Origin of the sequence: Shewanella algidipiscicola (assembly GCF_003605125.1) — a bacterium.
Taxonomy (GTDB): Bacteria; Pseudomonadota; Gammaproteobacteria; order Enterobacterales; family Shewanellaceae; genus Shewanella; species Shewanella algidipiscicola.
The window spans coordinates 471,987-491,917 of the sequence record NZ_QPQT01000001.1 but is presented as its reverse complement, the minus strand read 5'-3'; the positions used below and the strand labels follow the sequence as shown (position 1 = coordinate 491,917).

The window sequence follows — 19,931 nt, the reverse complement described above, 5'->3', positions numbered from 1 at the left end:
GTTTGGCATCGTCTTAAGTGCATGGTCAGTTTTCTGAACCGTTCTCATTATAAGTAGTGCAACCTAAGTCAATGCTGGAAATAGAAATCCCCACCGAAATCGTAACGTAACAAGCGGTTAAAATCTGCCGAACTTAGTCTAATGTGTGACCAAGATCTTTCTATTTCTAAAGAGGTAGTTAGATTGGAAGCTAAAGCGCGAGGAAGATCAAAAAAACAGGCGTATTACATTGGCTTAACGCAATTGCTTACGTTGTCACTATATTGTTTTACTGAAAAAACAAAGGGAGGCTAAGCCTCCCTTTGGCGGGGTTACCGACTAGTGACTGCTACCCCAGTTGGAGTGTGCTTCAAGTAGTTGGCTGTCTTTATGACAAGTTGAGCAGGTTTCTGCTGGATTGAGCGTGTCATATGCAGATGCTGGTACACCTAAAGTGGTCAGTGGAGCACCCTCTTCTTTGAGTAAACCACCGTTGGTCTTGATGTGCGCCGCAGTGGCATCATCGATACCATAGGGGCCTTGGTGACAACTCACACAAGCAGCTGTCTGTGGTGATACCACTAATTGCTCAGTATCATTTTTACCGTATGCTACAGGTGCAGCAGTAGGGGCGATTTTACTCAGAGAGAAGCCATTGTCACCGTGACAGGCTTGACACTCAGTTTTCTTAAAGAACATTTCACCATTACTGTCATAAACATAGTGCTTGCTGTGAACGATATAGGCTAGGTTTGAAGAACCAGTGCCTTTCTTGTCACGAGTGCCGTTGTGGCAGCTTGCACAGCCGTCGATATCATTACTGAAACGGTGTTTAATCTCAGTAGTATGACATTGTTGACAAGCGGTCATTTCAGTATGTTGGATACGAGGTGACTTATCGACTTTAGTACCATCAACGGCAAAGTAAGCGGTATCAGATGGCACATAGGGGCCAGCATTGGTAGCTTCTGTACCATCATCACTTAGCGTACAATCCGCGACAGCACCTTTGCCATCGAAACAGATGTGCAGTTGGCTACTTAAAGCGACGCTGACACCTTCGGTTTCCATCACTTTAGCAACCTCAAAGTCCCCATCCGGAATGGTGACATTGATGCTACCTTCTTCACCTGCGGTAAAGTTGCCATAACCGACTTTCTGATAGTTAACGATAAAGTCATCATTGACCACGCCGTTAAACACGATGGCACTGGTATACCCACCATATTTATATGGCGTTGGATCAATTTGAGCCAAAGTGACAATGGTGTCACCAGAGGTGACTGTCATGTTGGCCGTGACTGTTTTGGTATCGGCACTGTAACTCATGCTGTTGAAGGTTACTTTAGCCATTGCTGCTTGTGCATTATCATTTTTAAGATAATGTCCTGACTCTGCACCGCGATAACCGCCATCTGGATCGTTGTGGCAGCTAACACAATTTTGTTTACTCTCAGCAATTTGATTGTTAGCCGTGTCCCAATGCCAGCTTGGCACGCCATATTGGCTGTTGTGACAGTTCATACAGGTGGCTGTATCTAAATCCGCCTTCCATGCATCAGCCATAGCAAGATTTTCATCTGCTTGGTGACAAGTTTGACAGTTAGATGCTGATTGAGGATAAACACCGTTGAAGGTTGCGTGGCTATGGATCTCGTGAGCCATGCCTTTAATCGAACCGTCCACCTCATGTGCGCCAATGACATTCCCGTCTGCATCTTTGTCATCTTTCATGTAAGAGTTGTAGTCTGTATGACAGAAAGTACATGACTCGAGTGTGACATGCTTGCCGCCATGCATCGATAATGCGCCGTCTTGACCAGGGCGGTGACAGTTTTGACAAGTTTCATCGGCGATGATTGCTTTTGGCTTATCTTGAGCTGTGTCAGAGCTAGGTTGCCAATAGTAGAAACTATTATTAACTAGGGTGTGACCTGCATTGTTACTCGCTTTCACACCAAGATAAATACCGTTGGTCGCGTTGGCGTCATAAGCATATTTATCTAAGGTGTCGATTGCTTTGTCTAGGGTTAGGGTGTAGCTGCCGTCACCGTTGTCGGTAAGACAGGTTTCACATTCACTGCCTTTGAAATAAGAAGAGCCAGTATAGTAACCTTCACCTTTATCTTTATTGAAGTAACTTAGCCAAATCTCACGAGGATTCCCTTCTAAATCTGTGCTGCCGACCTCATCTTCACTGCCTACACGGCCAAATGATACGGCACCAATATCGCCATGTTTTAGGTCGAATACAGCAACGCCATTTGCGTCAGTGAGATTGAAATTGACTGTTAGGATGCCTGCATCATCAACGCTTGCTGATTGGATGTTTGCATCAAGATGCGAAACTGAACCTATGGCATTACCTATAGGACCTGGTTTTCCGTCTTCACCATCTTTTCCGTCGCTGCCGCAACCTGAAAGTGCTAAAGAAAGAAGCCCTGCACCTAATACAGCTTTGGTCGCTGCATTAAAATTGAACTTTTTCATCATGATTATTCCCTGCAATAGTTTTAATCATCACTATTGAGTTGTTCTGTTTTAAAAACAGGCCTCAAAATTGAGAACCGTTTCTATTTATAAATTTGTAAAACACTCAATTAGTGTGTGGAATTAAATTTCCACCTCTAAGGCTATCTAAGGCGCAACGATTTAGCAGTTGTTTTAATTGCTTTATGTGATTGAGATCTGACTATTTCTTTAGAGGTAGTCGAATTGGATAAGATAAATGGTCGATGCAGAATTAAACCCTACCCAAAAGATAAAAATTAACAGCTGAGCTGTACTTGTAAAAGGTTTTGGGCAAATGCTATCGCATTGTGGTCACGCCACTTTAGCGATCCTGTGAACTGTGATGTGACGCTTATGTGAAAAGATTGTTTGCAAAGCCGATTGAGATAAAGTGGATTATTCTAGTGGCTTTAATTGCTGGGGTTACAGTTTATTGCTGGGCAGTAAAAAAGGAGGCAAGCCTCCTTTGGGGGGGTAATGTCTTTTAAAGCCTGAATCAGCTAGCCAATTCACGGTTAAGGTATGGGCTTTCGCCGCTAAGGCGTTCCCTAGCGGCTAGGACATCAGGTTAACGTTGTAGATTATCCACCGTGGATTGAGCGCAATTGCGTGGGGGTGTGACAGGTCGAACAGGCTTCTGCCGCTCGGGTTCTGACATCATCGACGCTAGTACCATCGAGAATACCGCCATTGGTTTCAATATGACTTGCGCCAGCGTCACTGAGGTATTTCTGGTGACAGCTTAAACAGGTACCTGCATCTGACGAAACCCAGATATCGGCTCCGGTAGTGGTGTCACCATAGCGCCATACGCGCTCACTTGCGCGGCCCAGTGCAATACCATTGTCGGTATGACAGGTACTACAATCGGTTTTTAAGATGGTGCCCGATTGCACTCCGGCATATTTGAGGTAGTGGCCTGGCGCCTCATGCGCTTTAAAGGCAAAACTTGTGGATTTTTGGCCACCTGGATAGTCACTGTCAGAACGGGTCGTTTTATCAGCGGTATGACAAGTCTGACAATTGTAGCCGTTGTTATAGTGATGATTTTCTTGATTATGACAGCCCTGACATTTAGCACTGTCGATAATACTGCGGCGCATGGCCGTTTGTGCGTTAGCATCGAGGCCTGAGCCTGCCCAGACAAACTGATAAGGCGGCTCTTTAACGGCAACGCTGCGGGTGTTATCGCTACAGGCTGTCATGACCACTTGGGCCACACCATAACCGCCATTATTGAAACAGACCTCAATGGTTGACCATAATTCGAAGGTTTTACCATCGGCATCTGCAGGCAGATCGAAGTTGCTGCCAAGTAAAGTGTAAGTCATGGTGGCGGCATCATAGCTACCTTCAGATAAACGTATACGGCGACCGCTATAAGGAGCATCGGCATACGCGGGGTAATCTTTGTCAGTATCCCATGCGACTACGACTCGGGTACTTTGATCGACAAACTCACTGGCAATAGGTGCGCCACTAGCATCGGTCACTTGTACATCAAACATCAGTTTACCATTGGCATCGAGCCCGATATTACTAAAGCTGACTCCCATGGCTTCGGCGTCAACATATGCTTGTAATACGTCACCATGACGTTTTTCCGCATTGCCTGTACCTGGGTACGTATCGGTGGCGTTATGGCAGACCATACAGTTGGTATCAGTATGATTTTGTGAGGGCTTTTCGCTGTGACATGCGACACATGCCGTGTTGCTCAGATCGGCTTTAAACAGATCCGCATTCGCCGGAGCACCAGCGCCTTCAACATGGCATGAGGCACAATTGGCGGCAGGCTTTTGCGGGAAGGTGACTTTGCCATAGTCGTGTAAACTACCGCCATAACCCACAATCTTATAAGGCGCAGGTACTAATCCATCAGGGGTGCTGATTTGCCTGTCTTGCCCTTTATGAATGGCATGGATCATGTAAGTAAAGTCGACGCTGTTACCGCTTTCAGGATCGCCCGAGGTTGATGTATGACAACTGGCGCAGTTTTCTAATGCGATGCGTCGACCGCCATGCAGTGCTAAGCTTTCTGGCTGATGACAGGTGAAACAGCTGTCAATAGTCACCACATTGCGGGTTTGAATGTCATCAGTAGCGCCTGTTGAGGGCTGCCAATCGTGATGGGCATTGGCCGTTGCTTGTTCCAATTCTAATTCTAACGTCACTCTGTGGGTATTGTCGGCACCATAAGTAATCGTCAGCGGCTCGGTAACGTTGGCGATATTTTGCTGGAAAGTGTAGCTATAGCTGCCATCGAGGTTGTCGACAAGGCAATCGTCACAGTTGCTGGCGGCTTCGACATTGGCTTGATACTGTGGCGATGGATTTAGCCCGGTAGCATCATCCGGCAGTGTGCCCGGTTCTTTTAAGGTATTAATATAGGCCTGCCACTGTAAACCCCTATCATAAACCTCACCCTCGATTGTCTCTGTAACCGGCGCCAGTTGCGCGATACCAAAACGGATATCATAGTCTTTATTAAGGCCCAGCACTGCAACGCCATTGGCGTTTTCTAATTTAAAATCAACGCTGACGACACCATCTGTAATTGAGGCTTGGGTAAATTCAGCCATGATGGTCGATGTTGAATCAATATTGACTCCAATAGGGCCATCGACGCCATCTTTGCCATCGTCTCCGTCACTGCCGCAACCGATTAATAACGTGCTACACGCCAGAGCGATAACACTCCATGGGGTACTTTTTGCTTTTATATCCATAATTATGCGTTCCATAAATTGTGCGTTTTCAAAAGTCGCTTAAGAGATGTGCGCTAGAGAGCACCTAGCGCACATCGTTATTACTTGATCGGGTGAACCTTGAGTACATCGGCGCTTGCGCCTTGACCGTGACAGGTGGTACAGCTTTCGGTCAAGGCGCTGGCATCGGCTAAGGAACCCTTAAATACGGCGCCTTGCTGCACCATATGGTTGGTGGCGCTATCACTGGCGTGGCAATCGCTGCAGATGGCGGCGGTAGGGCTAGTGTATAAATCGCCCGTAATGGCCAGTGGTTTTACGCCCGCATACAGTGGCAATCCTGCGGTTAATACGCCAGCTTGTTGGCTATGACACTGCGCACAATTACCTAAGTTTCCAGGATAGTTAATCGACTCATAACCTTCACGTTGGCCACTGTGTATCCCATGCACTAGGTGCTTGTAATCGGCGGTAGCGGTAGAGGGGTTATCGGTGGCATCGGCAACCATATTAGGGTTATGACACAGCTGACATTGTCCTTCTAAATCATTGCGTGATCCGTGGAAATTAAGTTGTTGATCGCCATGACAACTCCCACATGTGTCATTAGTGACCACGACTCGTCGACCGCTATCGCTTAGTGCTTGTGCGCTAAAGAATTGGTGGCTCGACTTGATGTTAACTTCACTGTTTGTGGTGTCACTACAGTCGCCTAATACGCCATTGGCGGCACAAACCTTGCCTTGTATGGCTAAGGCGCCTAAATCCATCTCGGTGCCAGCGGGCACTGTGACGCCAGTGATTTGATAGCTATAGCGACCATCGCTGCCTGCTATGGGGACTTCCTCTTGCAAGCGAATGGAGCGTGGCGAACGTGTGGCGTAATCGAAGCTGGTTCCCCAATTAGCGTATACACGGAGATCGGCGACGAAATTAAGGTTGTTGGCACTGTCTGTATAAAGCTGGCCCGATGCAGGGTTACGTAAGCTCAGGGTAAAGGAGACTGTATCGCCATTGAGTGATGCCGATGTGATGCTGGCTTCAAACTGGCCTAGGGCCTCATCATTACCACCGTCGTTGTGCACATTGGCGGTCCAATCAGGGTTGTGACAGGCGATACAGTTAGCATTGTCGGCTTGCGCTGGATGCCCTTGGCCTGCTTTAAAGTCAATATTGTTGTGGCAAGCACCGCAAGCCTCCATGGTCGGAACCCGAGTCCAATTATGGTTTTCACTTAAGGTATCATCAGCCACATGGCATGTTTGGCAGTTAGCCAAAGAGCCAGGGAAGCCCGATAAGTGTTTGGCGTGTACCATCTGTGGAAAAATATTGTCAGGATTGCTGACTCTATCGGCATTATGACAAGTGACGCAGGTTTCTATTTGGTTGTAGTTACTACCATGAAAGGCTAAGTCATTATGGCAGCTATTACAGGTTGCCATGGTCACTATGTTGCGGGTGTAAGCTGGCTCTGCACTTGGCCCCGTTGTGGGTGCTTGCCAGTCAATATGCTGATTGGTCACTGGGAGCACTGTGCCATCGGCTAGGCTGTCACCGCCCATTTTTATGACGAGTCGTTGGGTTGCTCCCGCTTGGTAACTAATGTCATTCATGCCATCAAAGGGGGCATCAAAGGTGTAGCTGTAGTCGCCATTTTTATAGTCGACATAATCCCCAGTACACCTAGCAGGGCAGTTTTGTGAGGTAAAAAACTGCCATTGCGAGCTATTGCCCGCGTTAGTGTAACCTTGGGGTAGCAACTGCGCGGCGATAAAGGTAGCGCTTGGCACGCCAACAACCGGTTCATCATCTTGGTTGGTGACACGGTAGTTAACGGTGGCAATACCAGACTGCATAGTGACATCATCGATAGTGATCTGTAGGGTATCGACTGTCATTGCTGGTGGGCCGCCAGGCTCTCCAGGTTTACCGGGGGTGCCATCATCGCCACCGCAGGCGCTGAGGATAAAAGCCACTGCTAGCGTGGCAGCGTAACGGTTAAGGTGGGTCATTTTTTTCATCATCTCTTCCTTGGAAATTTGGTCGTTGGCATCAGTTAGAGTTGATAACTTAATGTCAGCCCAAAATAGTGGGCATTGTAATCGTGGCTTAAATCGCCAAAGCTCAACACATTCGGAATGCTGTTTGGCGCTAGCCCTTCATTTGCCCAGTCAGCATCTTGGTATTGTTCAAAAATCCAATCGAAACGCAGTCCAAATTTGTCGCTAATTTGGTAGTTAGCAAAGGTATTGAGCGTGTGTCTAGTTGAATAGTAACTGTCATAGGGGGAACGCAGACCTTGGATCACCTCGGTATCGTTTTGCCCATCGGCATAAGTGTAATCGATTCCTAATTTAAGCTTGTTATCTAGTAGGTTAGCGTAATCTAATCCAGCGCCGATCAGAGTTGATTTTGCCGCCGAAGTGGCATACCAGTTAGGCGCGCCAAAATTGCTACTGCCAGCTTGGTCGCTATCGCGCCAATCTTGATTAACAAAGGCGTTGAGGTTGATATTGTCGTTGACGGCGTATTGTGCCGACAGATCATAGCCTTGAGTATCGACTTTTGTGAGCCCAATAAGGGTGTCAGTGTAATCATCTTGCATCCAATGTGCGTTGGCGCTGGCTGAGAAGGCACCAGTGGCGTAGCTGCCGTATAGTCCGTAACGTTGGCGCTCACGGTCTGCCAAATAGCTTTTTCTTAACAACGGGTTGCTAGGACTTACTGTGGTGGTGACTGGTGAGTATTCGCTACCGGTTCTATCGCTACCGCTGGCTTTGAGCCAGACTTGCCATTGGGTGGAAATGCGATAATGTATTTTGGCAAATAGCGTCGACTCTTGCAGGTTTTGTCTGTCTAAATCACTGTAATTATTGTGATCATAGTCGTAGCCTATATCGATATACGCGGCGCGATTCAGTCGATATTTAGCCGCAAGTTTGGCCTGCTGTGCGGTGCGATCATATTCGAGATTGTGTGCGTAACCACTGAGGTAGCTGTCGGTGATGATCTGTGGATAGAGATCAACTTGAGTTTTGTTGTCCCTGTCACGGTAGTCATAACTGGCCCGCAGCGACAATGCTCGAGAGACCCGGCCTGAATAGTTGAGTTTCATTTCGGTAATATCAACTTGGCCCGCTAAGTTATCCGTTGGCAGCACAGGAGAGGGGCCATTAATGGTGGCGGGTAAGTAGGACTGATCTTGGGTCATACGGGTAAAACCTATATGCATCAATACGTGCTGAGTCCCACTGGATAACTGGGTATTGCCTGCAATACGGTAGGCTTTATTGTCGGGTGATACCGCATTTTGGCCAGAGTATGCGGCGCCAAAGGTGGGAGCAAAAGCCGATTGCCAACGCAGGGCTTGTTGATCGTTCTTGTAATGGCTGAGCTGCGTCTCTATTCCTGCTAACCAGTTTGTTCCGTTAAGGTAAATTTTAGCGGTCACATTATCGGTGGCATCATCGATACGTTCTGTCAGCATGGTACTGTTAGTGAGTAGGTTGCCACTGGCACGGCGATGTCCTTGGCGCTGCTCATACTGATACCCCAGTTCGGCGCGATAGAAGCTGCCGATATAGCTGGCATCTAAGTTGTAACGATCCCGCTCTACCTGTAATGACGTTGGTTGTATGCTGCTTTGTAGGTCGGTCATCTGCGCGGTAGTTGCGCCAGTTTGCCATTGCTGAGGCAGCTGCCACGCATCGGCTTGAATGTGGTAGGGGGTTAAAGCCTGATTGGTATCATAGTGGGCGATAGCGCGGTAGGCGGCCGATATGTTGTATTGACCAGGTTTACCAGTGGTGAGCTGAGCGAATCCATTATCGTAACCTAGCTTGTCGGCAGTAAAGTGGGTTTGGTAACCCGATGCTGCCCTATGGCGTATATCTCCCTCTAGGCTGGCTACCACGCCATCTTTATCGGTACCGCTGGTATTGCCAAAATGGCTGTCTTCGCCATCGTTATGAGCAACGCCTACGCCGATAGTACCGTGAGTGCCTGTATTGCTGGCACAACGCTTGCACTGCCAAGCCTCAGTTTTAAGGTTGTCACGATTGGCCGATGCTAAGCCATACCCTTCGCCAAGCACGGTAGTGCTGAGGATTGCCAATGCCAGCGTGCTGAGGCGTAAGGGAACTCTAGTGTGATGTGTCATTGCTAATACTCCCTGTTAACGCTGCAGCAGCTTGCCTGATGGATGGTTGGAACCGTGTACTTGGCTGTGACAATTCATACAACTTTGGCCTGCATTAAAGGCATTAGTCGTGTTGCCAAACACCGCGTTAGATGTATGGCCGTCTGATGCATGGCATTGCTGGCATAATTGTGGTGGTTTAGCGATTAGCATAGTTTCATTAACGCTGCCGTGCGGGTTGTGGCAACTGGCACAATTATCTGTGACGGGGGCATGCTCCCAAAGCTTAGGACCGCGTTTCTCTGCATGGCAGGCGTAGCAGTTGTCGTTAACACTCATCTGTTTGAGGCTGGCATCACTGAGACTACCGTGAGGGTTATGGCAATCACTGCAAACCATTTGTTGCCATTGCATTGGGTGAGCACTGCGTTTGTGCATATCCGCTTTTTGCTGGGCGTGGCAGCTGGTGCACACGGCCACTTCTTGGGCTCGAGTGGATATAGGGTCATGTGCAGTGTGGACTTTATGGCAGTCGGCGCAGGCCACGTCGGCGGTATCATGGTGATTCCCATTCCAAGCCATGCGTTGATCATCATTATGGCAGCTCATGCAAACACTATTTTGTTTTGCTGGCGGTACAGGAGAGTTGGCACCGAAGGTGATCATCGGCTCTTTACCGCCTTTGTTATGCTTTCCCAGTGGACCATGACAGGCTTCACATTGAAGATCGGCCATGGGGGAGCCTTTAAGGGCGGTGCTACCATGGACACCGTCGAATAGTGCCATCACAGTTTGGCTTTTACGGTGACAAGTTAAACAGCTATCTGCGCCTTTGGCTGAGTACTGACCTTCAGCAAATTTCTTATCGAGTATCTGCTCTATCTCCAGAGCCGATTGTTCATCCGGCGGGGTAGCCATTGCATTGATGCTTAATAGCATCAAGATAGCGATAAAACTTCCTTGGATTAGGGGCTTTATCCCTGTTGCGTCCATATTCATCATTATTCGTCCCAAGCACATAAGTTGTTTTAGTTGTTATGTTTCATTTTTGACTAAATTACCAAAGGTAAATAATAGGACTTAAATGTGACAAGTGTGTAAATAAATGGTTATTTACTGGTTTTTTTGATGGCTTATGTTAGGGAGCAATACTTAATTGTGACGCCGGTCACAACTTTGCCCTATGCGGCGGGTAAAATAAGTTCTTAATGAAAATCATTATCAATCGCATAAAGGGTTTTACTCGTTGAGAGTTCTATCACATAATACAAAATACAATTGAAAACTATTATCGTTTACGATCTCAAACATTGATCTAGATAAAGTTTTTTTAAGCCATGCTCCGTTAAAATCGGTGCTAATTAAGCTCTTTCGAGGCCTGAAAAGGTAGATATACGATATGAAATTAAGCGAATTAAAGCCCGGCGAGTGTGCTGTTATCGCCGAAGTGGGCCAGATTAATCTGCCTTCCGTTGTCAAGCGTAAGCTATTATCCATGGGGATCACCCCCAACACTGCTTTCACTATGCTCAGACGAGCGCCATTAGGCACAGGTGTAGAGTTGGCTATTCGCGGTAGCAAATTATGTATGCGTAAAGATTTAGCAGATGTTATAGAGGTGGATGTTACCCATGGCTAACCAATTTCATTGTGTCACTGTCGGTAACCCTAATGCGGGTAAATCGACGTTATTTAATGCGTTAACGGGGGCTAATCAACAGGTTGGTAATTGGTCTGGCGTTACAGTTGAAAAGAAAACGGGGCAATTTACCCTCCATGGGGCGGAGGTTTTATTAACTGATTTGCCAGGTATTTACGACCTTCTCCCAGCGGGCAGCAGTTGTGACTGCTCACTCGATGAGCAAGTTGCTCAACAATATTTAGCCGACACCAATATGGATGCCATTATTAATTTGGTCGATGCCACGAATATTGAGCGCCACCTTTATTTAACCGTCCAGCTGCGTGAGCTGGGTATCCCTATGGTGGTGGTGGTTAATAAAATAGATGTTGCTAAGGCCCAGGGTATCGATATCAATGTTGCCGAAATGAGTCAGCAACTGGGTTGCCCTGTGATTGCAGTATGCTCTCGTGAGGCGGGCGATATTGAGCAGGTTAAAAGCCAAGTTGTTAATTTACTCGAGGGCAAAGTTTCTGAGGCGCCCTTGGTATTACCATACGATGATGAAATTGAACGTGGTATTGAGGCGCTACATAGCCGCGATCCTCAGCTTAGCCGCGGTCGAGCGTTGGCGATGCTAGCCAATGGTTTAGGTTGTGGCCAGTGTAAAAATGGCCAAATGTTGACTGAAGTTTCTCAGTGTTCCGAAGCATTAGCTGCGCAAGGTAAAGATATCGAAATTATGATCGCGGCGACGCGCTTTGATTTTGTGCAGCAGGTGTTTGACCAATCAGTAATTAGCAGCAATGCACCCACCTTAAGTGATCGTTTAGATAAGATAGCCTTACATCCTGTGGCTGGGGTGCCTGTTTTTCTGTTTGTGATGTACTTGATGTTCATGTTCAGTATTAACGTGGGCAGTGCTTTTATTGATTTTTTCGATATTGTTGCCGGTGCTCTGTTTGTTGACCATTTTGGTGCTTTGATGAGCAGTCTCAGTTTTCCTGATTGGCTTGTGACGATTTTGGCAGGTGGGCTTGGTCAAGGTATTCAGACGGTCGCGACCTTCATCCCAGTGATAGCGGCCCTATTTTTAGCGCTATCAATATTGGAAGGATCTGGTTATATGGCGCGCGCCGCTTTTGTGGTTGACGGGCTAATGCGTCGTATCGGCCTGCCGGGTAAAGCGTTTGTGCCTATGATTGTAGGCTTTGGCTGTTCAGTCCCTGCCATTATGGCGACACGTACTTTGGGCAGTGAGCGTGAACGCATCGTGACGGGCATGATGGCACCTTTCATGTCGTGTGGTGCTCGTCTGCCTGTGTATGCCTTGTTTGCTGCCGCATTTTTTACCGAATCAGGGCAAAACTTGGTTTTCTTGCTCTATATCATAGGTATTATCGCAGCGGTGGGGACCGGCTTATTGCTACGCTCTACGCTACTTCCTGGTTCAAGTAGTGCTGTGGTAATGGAACTGCCTAATTACGAGACGCCTAAATTCAAGACGGTGATGACTCGAACAGGTAAACGCACCAAGAGCTTTATCAAAGGCGCGGGTAAGACCATCGTCATCGTGGTGACTTTGCTTAACTTTGTCAATGCGATTGGCATTGATGGCTCTTTCGGTCATGAAGATAGCTCTGAGTCGGTGTTAAGTGTGGCTAGCCAAAAGGTGACTCCACTGTTTGCGCCTATGGGCATAGAGCAAGACAATTGGCCTGCCACTGTTGGGATCATCACTGGTATCTTTGCTAAAGAAGCCGTTGTAGGAACCTTAAATAGCCTTTACTCGACGGCGAGTCATGATGATGGCGAGTTAACGCCATTATCTGAGAGTATTAGTGAGGCATTAGCCACCATACCTGAAAACCTGTTTGGTATTGCACCTGAAGATCCCTTGTCAATGTCGGTGGGAGACATTTCAAACCAAGAGTCGGCAGCAGATGAGTTAGTGGTTGATACCTCAACCTTTAGTGCCTTGAAAGCTGGCTTTGCGGGCACGACTGCCGCATTTGCTTATCTGTTGTTTATTTTGTTATATACCCCGTGTGTTGCCGCAATGGGAGCGTTAGTCGGTGAGTTTGGTTCACGTTGGGCGGCCTTTGCCGGGACTTGGACTTTTGCTTTAGCCTATGGTACTGCTACCGTGTTTTATCAGGCGGCGACATTTGCTCAGCATCCATTGCAATCTAGCCTGTGGATAGGTTTCTTTGCGGTGGCACTAATCGGCTTTTATCTGTGGTTGAAGCATAAAGGTAAAAGAGCACAAACAGTGATCCCCGTGGTTAACATAGTGACTGAATAGAGATCACTCTGACTCAAAAAGCAGCGAATGGTCGCTGCTTTTTTGTTTTTGCGATAAATGATAGGGCTTTTTACCTTTCAGCCGTTGTAACTCAGCCTGATCTGTAGGAATATGCAGGTTTTCCCTAATCGATACCGATCGACTACAATCTCGATTGGTCATAGCACTGTTGGCAAAGAGGATTTCCATGAGTCATGCGGGCACTGAAGTTCGTCCAAGTAACTTCATTCGTAATATCATAGATGAAGATTTAGCAAGCGGTAAGCACACACAGGTGCACACTCGTTTCCCACCAGAGCCAAATGGCTACCTTCATATTGGTCATGCCAAATCGATCTGTTTAAATTTCGGTTTAGCGCAAGATTATAAAGGGCTATGTAACTTACGTTTTGATGATACCAATCCTGAGAAAGAGGATATCGATTACGTTAACTCTATTCAGGCCGACGTGCAGTGGTTAGGATTTCAGTGGGATGGTGATGTTCGTTATTCATCTAATTACTTTGATAAATTACATCAGTATGCGGTTGAATTAATCAACAAAGGTTTGGCCTATGTCTGTTTTCTTAATGGTGAACAAACACGTGAATATCGTGGCACCTTAAAAGAGCCAGGTAAGAACAGTCCTTACCGCGATACCTCGGTTGCAGAAAACCTTGAGCTGTTTGAAAAGATGCGCAAGGGTGAGTTTAAAGAGGGGGAATGTTCGCTACGGGCTAAGGTCGATATGGCATCCCCCTTTATGTGCATGCGCGATCCTATTATTTACCGTATTCGTTTTGCTCATCATCATCAGACTGGCGATAAGTGGTGCATCTACCCGATGTACGACTTTACCCATTGTATTTCGGATGCGATTGAAAATATTACTCACTCTTTGTGTACCTTAGAGTTCCAAGACAATCGTCGCTTGTATGATTGGGTATTAGATAATTTAAATGATTTTCAGGCGCCGAACCGTACGCGTCAATATGAATTCTCACGCTTAAACCTTGAATACACCCTGATGTCTAAGCGTAAGCTCAACGACTTAGTGGTGCGTGAACTGGTTTCGGGTTGGGATGATCCGCGTATGCCAACCATTGCTGGTCTTCGCCGCCGTGGCTATACCCCATCCTCTATCCGTGAGTTTTGTCGCCGTATCGGCGTGACTAAACAAGATAATATGGTCGAAGTAGGCATGCTTGATGCGTGTATTCGTGAAGAATTAAACGAACATGCACCACGAGCCATGGCCGTGATTAATCCGCTGAAGCTGGTTATTGAAAACTATCCAGCAGATCACATTGAGCGTTTAAGTGCACCAGCGCACCCAACAATTGAGTCGATGGGTCAACGTGAGCTTGCCTTTGGCCGTGAAATTTACATCGATGCCGATGATTTCCGTGAAGAGGCGAACAAAAAGTACAAACGTTTGGTGCAAGGTAAAGAGGTGCGTTTACGTAATGCTTATGTGATTAAAGCTGAACGTTGTGATAAAGACGCAGATGGTAATGTAACGACCATCTACTGTACTTATGACAAGGACACATTGGGTAAAAACCCTGCGGATGGCCGTAAAGTTAAAGGTGTGATCCATTGGGTTGAAGCCACTACTGCAGTGAAAGCCGAATTGCGTCTGTACGACAAGTTATTTAGTCAGCCTAATCCAGCTGCGGCCGCTACTGTGGATGAGGTATTAAACCCTAATTCACTCGTGGTTAAGCATGGCTTGGTTGAAGCGGGTTTGGTTAATGCCCCTGCAGAGAAAGCATATCAGTTTGAGCGCGAAGGGTATTTCTGCGCCGACAGTAAGGATTCAACCCCTGACAACCTAGTGTTTAACCTGACGGTTGCATTAAGAGACTCATCAAATTAATCGTGCCAAATACGCTGGTATATAACCGCGAGCATTTAGCAAAAGGCCTTAGGATATCCTAAGGCCTTTTTGTTTTACTTTTTTTGTTTACAATCTTTCTGTTTTTAAAACAATGTTCCATTGCGCGACCAGCATATTGAGTTAGTCTAATAGCCAATGGTGTATGTAACTTTTCATTATGGTGCAAGTTTTTGTGTTTCAAGCCATCAGCAAAAGATGTTATTGATACATGGGGCCAAGCCCTAGGCTCCATAAAATGATGCTAGAGGCCATTAATGCCACCAAGAGCACTAAGCCAGCAGTGACCACAGAACTTGCGTAAATAAAGCCTTTCTCTTCGGGGATATTCATGATGATAGGCACGCCAGTGTAGAGTAAATATACCGAATAGCTAAGTCCTGCCAAGCCGACCACCATCATAAACCAAAGTGATGGGTATAGGGCGGCCAATCCTACCATAAATAGTGGCGTAGCGGTGTAAGCAGCCAGCTCTAGAGCTTGAGTAAAACTTGGCGTAGCATCGAACGTTTTAGCCATCCAAAATGCTAAGTAAGCTAATGCAAAGACTCCAACAATAAGCCCAAAATACATACTGATAGACATCATTAACGCGCTGGTCTTGGTGAGAAATAGAGGATCCGATACCCCCAAGTCCCATCCAATAGAGGTGGAGGCAAAATAGGTGCAAATGGCGGGTATAAGTGCAATTAATAACACATGACTAAGACTACTTTTTACCGCTTCGTGGTTTTGTTCAATAGTGTGCCACTCTTCCTTAGGATGAGTGTATAACCCCATTAAGTGATTCAATATCATTATAGTTATCCTTGTTTAGCTTTAATCTTACGCTCGCCAAACTACAGACGAACCTGTTATGCCTTATGGTCTGCAACCCATAGATCCTAGGCTTCAAAAACCGTCACGTCACCGTGACAGTATAGTTAATTTATTGGACATAAACTCTGACTAGTCAAGGTGACGTTGACATCTTAGTTATGAGAATATGCCTATCGGCGCGATTTTTTGTTAAAATGCGCGCCTGTGTAAAACCATCTATTTAGAGTCCATTAATGCAAGCCTTACTAGCGCCAATTCAAGATTTTTTACAATGTGAGACCCCTGATGAGTGGATTGTACGGGCAACAGAGCCTAAACAACTGCCTGCCTTATTAATTGATCATTGTAATTGTGAGCTTAAGGCGGCGCAGACGGCGATGTTTTTAATACGTAAGTATGCGATCGATAAAGCCAGTGGAGGGTTATTGCTTAGTTGGGCTAAGCCTTATGAGGAGTTTGTCTATAACAAGCAACGTTCTATTACTGAATTTTTAGCAAGAGATGTAAAAAAAAATGAGCTTTTAGGCGAGCTAACACCTAAGTCTGGTGTCGATTATAGTGCCGATCTGATTGCGAAAATGGTCAGGCTGATTAAAGAGGAGTTTCATCATTTTGAGCAGGTACTTGAGATCATGCAGGCGCGAAATATCCCTTATCAAAACTTAACGGCTGGACGCTACGCCAAAGGGATGATGAAACAGGTACGTACTCATGAGCCAGCCACACTTATTGATAAGCTGATAGTGGGCGCCTTTATCGAGGCCCGCTCATGTGAGCGTTTCGCAAAATTAGCACCTTATCTCGACGACGGCTTACAAAAATTTTATATTTCATTGCTGCGCTCAGAAGCGCGCCATTATCAAGACTACCTAACTTTAGCTCAGGCTATTGCAGCGGAGGATATTAGTCAGCGAGTCGCTCATTTTGCACAAATAGAAGCGCAGTTAATTTGTGCACCAGATAATGAATTTAAATTTCACTCAGGTTGCCCAGTTTAACTGCTTAGTTGAGTGATGTGGTATTCAGAATGGTTATAACAGGCTTAGTTAGTCGGTAGCGATAAGCTGCCCTTCATTTTAGTGGTAAGCAGCTTAATGTGGCTTCGGTGGGAGTTACCGTTAATACGCTACCTTGATCATACCAGTCGCCGACCACAATACGTTGCCGGTTTCCAGCGAGCGAGTGAACATTGGGCCTATGGGTGTGGCCGTGGATCATCAAGCTGGCGCCTGTTTTATCCATTAACTCAGTCACCGCATGGTTTTCAACGTCCATAATCGTGTCGCTTTTTTGCTGATTACTCTGTTGACTCTTATTTCGCAGTCCGCTGGCGATATCGACACGGCGTTTTTGGGGGAGCAAACCATAAATAAATTTAACCCACGATTGATTTCTAAACCAACGAAATCGTTGATAGGCCTTGTCTAAGGTGCACAGACTATCGCCATGTAGCAATACTGCGGTTTGCCCATACAAATCGATGCAATGCACTTCAGGTAACAGGATCATGCCAGCTAAGGCTGCGTACTCTTTACCGAGTAAAAAGTCTCGGTTGCCGTGGATAAAATAGATAGGGGTATGCGCTGCAAACCGCTTGAGTGTCGCAGCCAGTTCAAGGGCAAATGGCTCGGCCAGATCATCGCCTACCCACACCTCAAACAGATCGCCAAGAATGTATAAGGCATCACAGTGATTAGCGTGTAGCTCGAGGAAGGCATAAAAAGCCGCTAGGATGTCGGGGCGATCGGCACTCAGGTGCAGATCGCCCACGAAAAGAGTGTGATTCAACAAGTGATACTCAGGTGGTGTGATAAAAGTGGCTTAAGAGAGGCTGATTATTCAGCAATCGTCACTTTTTCAATTACAACCGCTTCCAGTGGCACATCTTGGTGCATACCGCGGTTGCCAGTGGCTACGGCTTTTATCTTGTTGACCACGTCCATACCTTCAACCACTTTACCAAATACGCAGTAACCCCAGCCTTGAGCCGATTCAGCTTTAAAATCGAGGAAGGTGTTATCGTTGATATTAATGAAGAATTGAGCGGTTGCTGAATGGGGATCTGATGTTCTTGCCATTGCAATGGTGCCAACGGTGTTTGATAATCCATTATTGGCTTCATTCTCGATAGATTCATTCACGCGTTTTTGCGTCATATCTTCGGTGAAACCACCGCCTTGCACCATAAAACCGTCGATAACACGGTGAAAGACGGTACCGTCATAAAAACCATCTTTAACATATTGAGTGAAATTAGCCGCGGTAACAGGGGCTTTTTCAGCATCTAATTCAATTTTGATTTCGCCGTGATTGGTTTGCATTATGATCATTTGATTCATTCTCATCGTGTGTAACGGGATAGATAACGCAAGATTCTAGCCTATTCCACCAGTAGCATAAAGCCATTCCGTTGACTTTTCCCCTTGAACAATACCAAGTTGCTGAGCTTTTAATCAGCAAAATGTCGATAATGTGTTGGCGGACAAAAAACGCTGCAAATTAGCGCTATCAAGCTGGAAGCGCTGGTTTTCAGGTGATAGACTGAAGTCACTTTTGTTGTCAATTACTTATATAGAGAATCTCAATGTTGAAGCTATACAACAGTCTTACCCGCCAAAAAGAGGAATTTAAGCCATTACAGCCAGGTAAAGTCGGCATGTATGTCTGCGGGGTGACCATCTATGATTTGTGTCATATTGGTCATGGACGTACATTTGTTAGTTTTGACATGATAGTGCGCTATCTGCGTTATAGCGGTTATGAGGTTAACTTTCTGCGTAATATTACCGATGTCGATGACAAAATAATTAAACGTGCTGCAGAGAATAATGAAAGCTGCGAGTCGTTAACCGAACGTTTAATTGGCGAGATGTACCGCGATTTTGATGCGCTTAATATGAAACGCCCTGATTTTGAGCCGCGTGCCACGTTACATATTCCCGAAATTATCGAGATGGTTGAGCGTCTGATTGAGCGTGATCACGCTTACATTGCAGACGATGGCGATGTCCTCTTTAGTGTTTCCTCATTTCCAGAATATGGGCGCTTGTCAGGTCAGAATTTAGATCAGCTGCAAGCCGGTGCTCGCGTTGAAGTTGATGAGAATAAACGCGACCCTATGGATTTCGTCTTATGGAAGATGTCAAAACCCGGTGAACCTACGTGGGATTCGCCATGGGGACCGGGTCGTCCAGGTTGGCATATTGAGTGCTCTGCGATGAACAGCAAGCATTTAGGCGAGCACTTTGATATTCATGGCGGTGGATCTGACTTGCAGTTCCCACATCATGAAAATGAGATAGCCCAGTCTTGCTGTGCCCACGACACGCCCTATGTGAACTACTGGATGCATACAGGGATGGTGATGGTCGATAAAGAGAAGATGTCCAAGTCATTAAACAACTTCTTTACCATTCGTGATGTGCTTGAACATTACGACCCGTCGACGGTGCGCTATTTCCTTTTATCGGGTCATTATCGTAGCCAGCTTAATTATTCTGAAGACAATCTTAAACAGGCTAAAGCCGCGTTAGAGCGCCTTTATACCGCGTTAAAGGGGTTAGACTTAACGGTCGATGCAGCTCAGGCACAGGAGTTTGTTGCTAAATTTAAGGCGGCAATGGATGATGATTTCAATACGCCTGAAGCCTATTCAGTGTTGTTTGACATGGTGCGTGAGATCAACCGTCTTAAGGTTGATGACATGGCAGCGGCCTCAGCGCTTGGTGTTAGTATGAAGCAGCTTGCCGATGTGCTGGGTATTTTAGATCAAGATGTCGATGCCTTTTTCAAAGGTGAGGGGAGTGACGATGAAGTTGCTCAAATTGAAGCGTTAATTGCCGAGCGAAATCGCGCCCGTACAGAAAAAGATTGGGCTGCAGCTGATGTGGCTCGTGATGGCCTAAATGCCCTTGGTGTTATCTTAGAAGATGGTCCAGAAGGCACAACGTGGCGTAAAAAATAGTGCTTGCTGC

Annotated in this window: 13 protein-coding genes; 5 read left to right on the top strand and 8 right to left on the bottom strand. The window is 46.4% G+C overall.

The features are described 5' to 3' along the window. Positions 1 to 318: 318 nt before the first annotated feature. From DVO77_RS02070 to DVO77_RS02050, 5 genes are all read right to left on the bottom strand, one after another. Entirely contained in the window at positions 319 to 2,472 is a 2,154-nt protein-coding gene (locus DVO77_RS02070; RefSeq protein ID WP_119977067.1) for an OmcA/MtrC family decaheme c-type cytochrome, read from the bottom strand. Between the two features lie 599 nt (positions 2,473 to 3,071). Beyond that, the gene (locus DVO77_RS02065; RefSeq protein ID WP_249038082.1) at positions 3,072 to 5,219 is read right to left on the bottom strand and encodes an OmcA/MtrC family decaheme c-type cytochrome; all 2,148 of its coding nucleotides are present in this window, start codon (positions 5,217 to 5,219) and stop codon (positions 3,072 to 3,074) included. Between the two features lie 80 nt (positions 5,220 to 5,299). Further along, entirely contained in the window at positions 5,300 to 7,222 is a 1,923-nt protein-coding gene (locus DVO77_RS02060) for an OmcA/MtrC family decaheme c-type cytochrome (RefSeq protein ID WP_373317410.1), read from the bottom strand. Between the two features lie 32 nt (positions 7,223 to 7,254). After that, on the bottom strand, positions 7,255 to 9,357 hold the full coding sequence (locus DVO77_RS02055) for an MtrB/PioB family decaheme-associated outer membrane protein (protein WP_119977064.1): 2,103 nt from the start codon (positions 9,355 to 9,357) through the stop codon (positions 7,255 to 7,257). 15 nt (positions 9,358 to 9,372) lie between these two features. Then, positions 9,373 to 10,335 (bottom strand): DmsE family decaheme c-type cytochrome, encoded by a 963-nt coding sequence (locus DVO77_RS02050; protein WP_119977099.1) that lies wholly within the window; start codon positions 10,333 to 10,335, stop codon positions 9,373 to 9,375. Between the two features lie 400 nt (positions 10,336 to 10,735). Between DVO77_RS02050 and DVO77_RS02045 the strand changes: the two genes are divergently transcribed. The 3 genes from DVO77_RS02045 to glnS all read left to right on the top strand — a co-directional run bounded on the left by DVO77_RS02045 (position 10,736) and on the right by glnS (position 15,120). Continuing rightward, the gene (locus DVO77_RS02045; RefSeq protein WP_110456631.1) at positions 10,736 to 10,975 is read left to right on the top strand and encodes a FeoA family protein; all 240 of its coding nucleotides are present in this window, start codon (positions 10,736 to 10,738) and stop codon (positions 10,973 to 10,975) included. Then, positions 10,968 to 13,262 carry a Fe(2+) transporter permease subunit FeoB gene (gene feoB / locus DVO77_RS02040; protein ID WP_119977098.1) on the top strand — a complete coding sequence of 765 codons (2,295 nt, stop codon included), beginning with the start codon at positions 10,968 to 10,970 and terminating at the stop codon, positions 13,260 to 13,262. The genes DVO77_RS02045 and feoB overlap by 8 nt, the downstream gene beginning before the upstream one ends. A 187-nt stretch (positions 13,263 to 13,449) precedes the next feature. After that, a complete protein-coding gene (gene glnS / locus DVO77_RS02030; protein ID WP_119977063.1) occupies positions 13,450 to 15,120 on the top strand; it encodes a glutamine--tRNA ligase in 1,671 nt (556 codons plus the stop codon). Positions 15,121 to 15,339: 219 nt separating this feature from the next. Here the strand turns inward: glnS and DVO77_RS02025 are convergent, their stop codons facing one another. Beyond that, positions 15,340 to 15,936 (bottom strand): Yip1 family protein, encoded by a 597-nt coding sequence (locus DVO77_RS02025; RefSeq protein ID WP_119977062.1) that lies wholly within the window; start codon positions 15,934 to 15,936, stop codon positions 15,340 to 15,342. Between the two features lie 254 nt (positions 15,937 to 16,190). Here DVO77_RS02025 and miaE point away from each other — a divergent pair, with 254 nt between their 5' ends. After that, positions 16,191 to 16,955: a tRNA isopentenyl-2-thiomethyl-A-37 hydroxylase MiaE gene (miaE, locus tag DVO77_RS02020; RefSeq protein WP_119977061.1), complete on the top strand. Its 765-nt coding sequence runs from the start codon at positions 16,191 to 16,193 to the stop codon at positions 16,953 to 16,955. A gap of 73 nt (positions 16,956 to 17,028) precedes the next feature. Here the strand turns inward: miaE and DVO77_RS02015 are convergent, their stop codons facing one another. Further along, positions 17,029 to 17,745: a UDP-2,3-diacylglucosamine diphosphatase gene (locus DVO77_RS02015; protein WP_110456805.1), complete on the bottom strand. Its 717-nt coding sequence runs from the start codon at positions 17,743 to 17,745 to the stop codon at positions 17,029 to 17,031. Between the two features lie 47 nt (positions 17,746 to 17,792). Then, positions 17,793 to 18,287: a peptidylprolyl isomerase gene (locus tag DVO77_RS02010; protein WP_119977060.1), complete on the bottom strand. Its 495-nt coding sequence runs from the start codon at positions 18,285 to 18,287 to the stop codon at positions 17,793 to 17,795. 254 nt (positions 18,288 to 18,541) lie between these two features. Here DVO77_RS02010 and cysS point away from each other — a divergent pair, with 254 nt between their 5' ends. Continuing rightward, positions 18,542 to 19,921 (top strand): cysteine--tRNA ligase, encoded by a 1,380-nt coding sequence (gene cysS / locus DVO77_RS02005; RefSeq protein WP_119977059.1) that lies wholly within the window; start codon positions 18,542 to 18,544, stop codon positions 19,919 to 19,921. Positions 19,922 to 19,931: the final 10 nt, after the last annotated feature.

Coding starts and splice junctions, on each gene's coding strand:
- DVO77_RS02070 (WP_119977067.1), bottom strand. CDS start 2,472: ATGATGAAAAAGTTCAATTTTAATGCAGCGACCAAAGCTGTATTAGGT.
- DVO77_RS02060 (WP_373317410.1), bottom strand. CDS start 7,222: ATGATGAAAAAAATGACCCACCTTAACCGTTACGCTGCCACGCTAGCA.
- DVO77_RS02010 (WP_119977060.1), bottom strand. CDS start 18,287: ATGATCATAATGCAAACCAATCACGGCGAAATCAAAATTGAATTAGAT.
- glnS (WP_119977063.1), top strand. CDS start 13,450: ATGAGTCATGCGGGCACTGAAGTTCGTCCAAGTAACTTCATTCGTAAT.
- feoB (WP_119977098.1), top strand. CDS start 10,968: ATGGCTAACCAATTTCATTGTGTCACTGTCGGTAACCCTAATGCGGGT.
- DVO77_RS02055 (WP_119977064.1), bottom strand. CDS start 9,357: ATGACACATCACACTAGAGTTCCCTTACGCCTCAGCACGCTGGCATTG.
- DVO77_RS02045 (WP_110456631.1), top strand. CDS start 10,736: ATGAAATTAAGCGAATTAAAGCCCGGCGAGTGTGCTGTTATCGCCGAA.
- DVO77_RS02065 (WP_249038082.1), bottom strand. CDS start 5,219: ATGGATATAAAAGCAAAAAGTACCCCATGGAGTGTTATCGCTCTGGCG.
- cysS (WP_119977059.1), top strand. CDS start 18,542: ATGTTGAAGCTATACAACAGTCTTACCCGCCAAAAAGAGGAATTTAAG.
- DVO77_RS02025 (WP_119977062.1), bottom strand. CDS start 15,936: ATGATATTGAATCACTTAATGGGGTTATACACTCATCCTAAGGAAGAG.
- miaE (WP_119977061.1), top strand. CDS start 16,191: ATGCAAGCCTTACTAGCGCCAATTCAAGATTTTTTACAATGTGAGACC.
- DVO77_RS02050 (WP_119977099.1), bottom strand. CDS start 10,335: ATGAATATGGACGCAACAGGGATAAAGCCCCTAATCCAAGGAAGTTTT.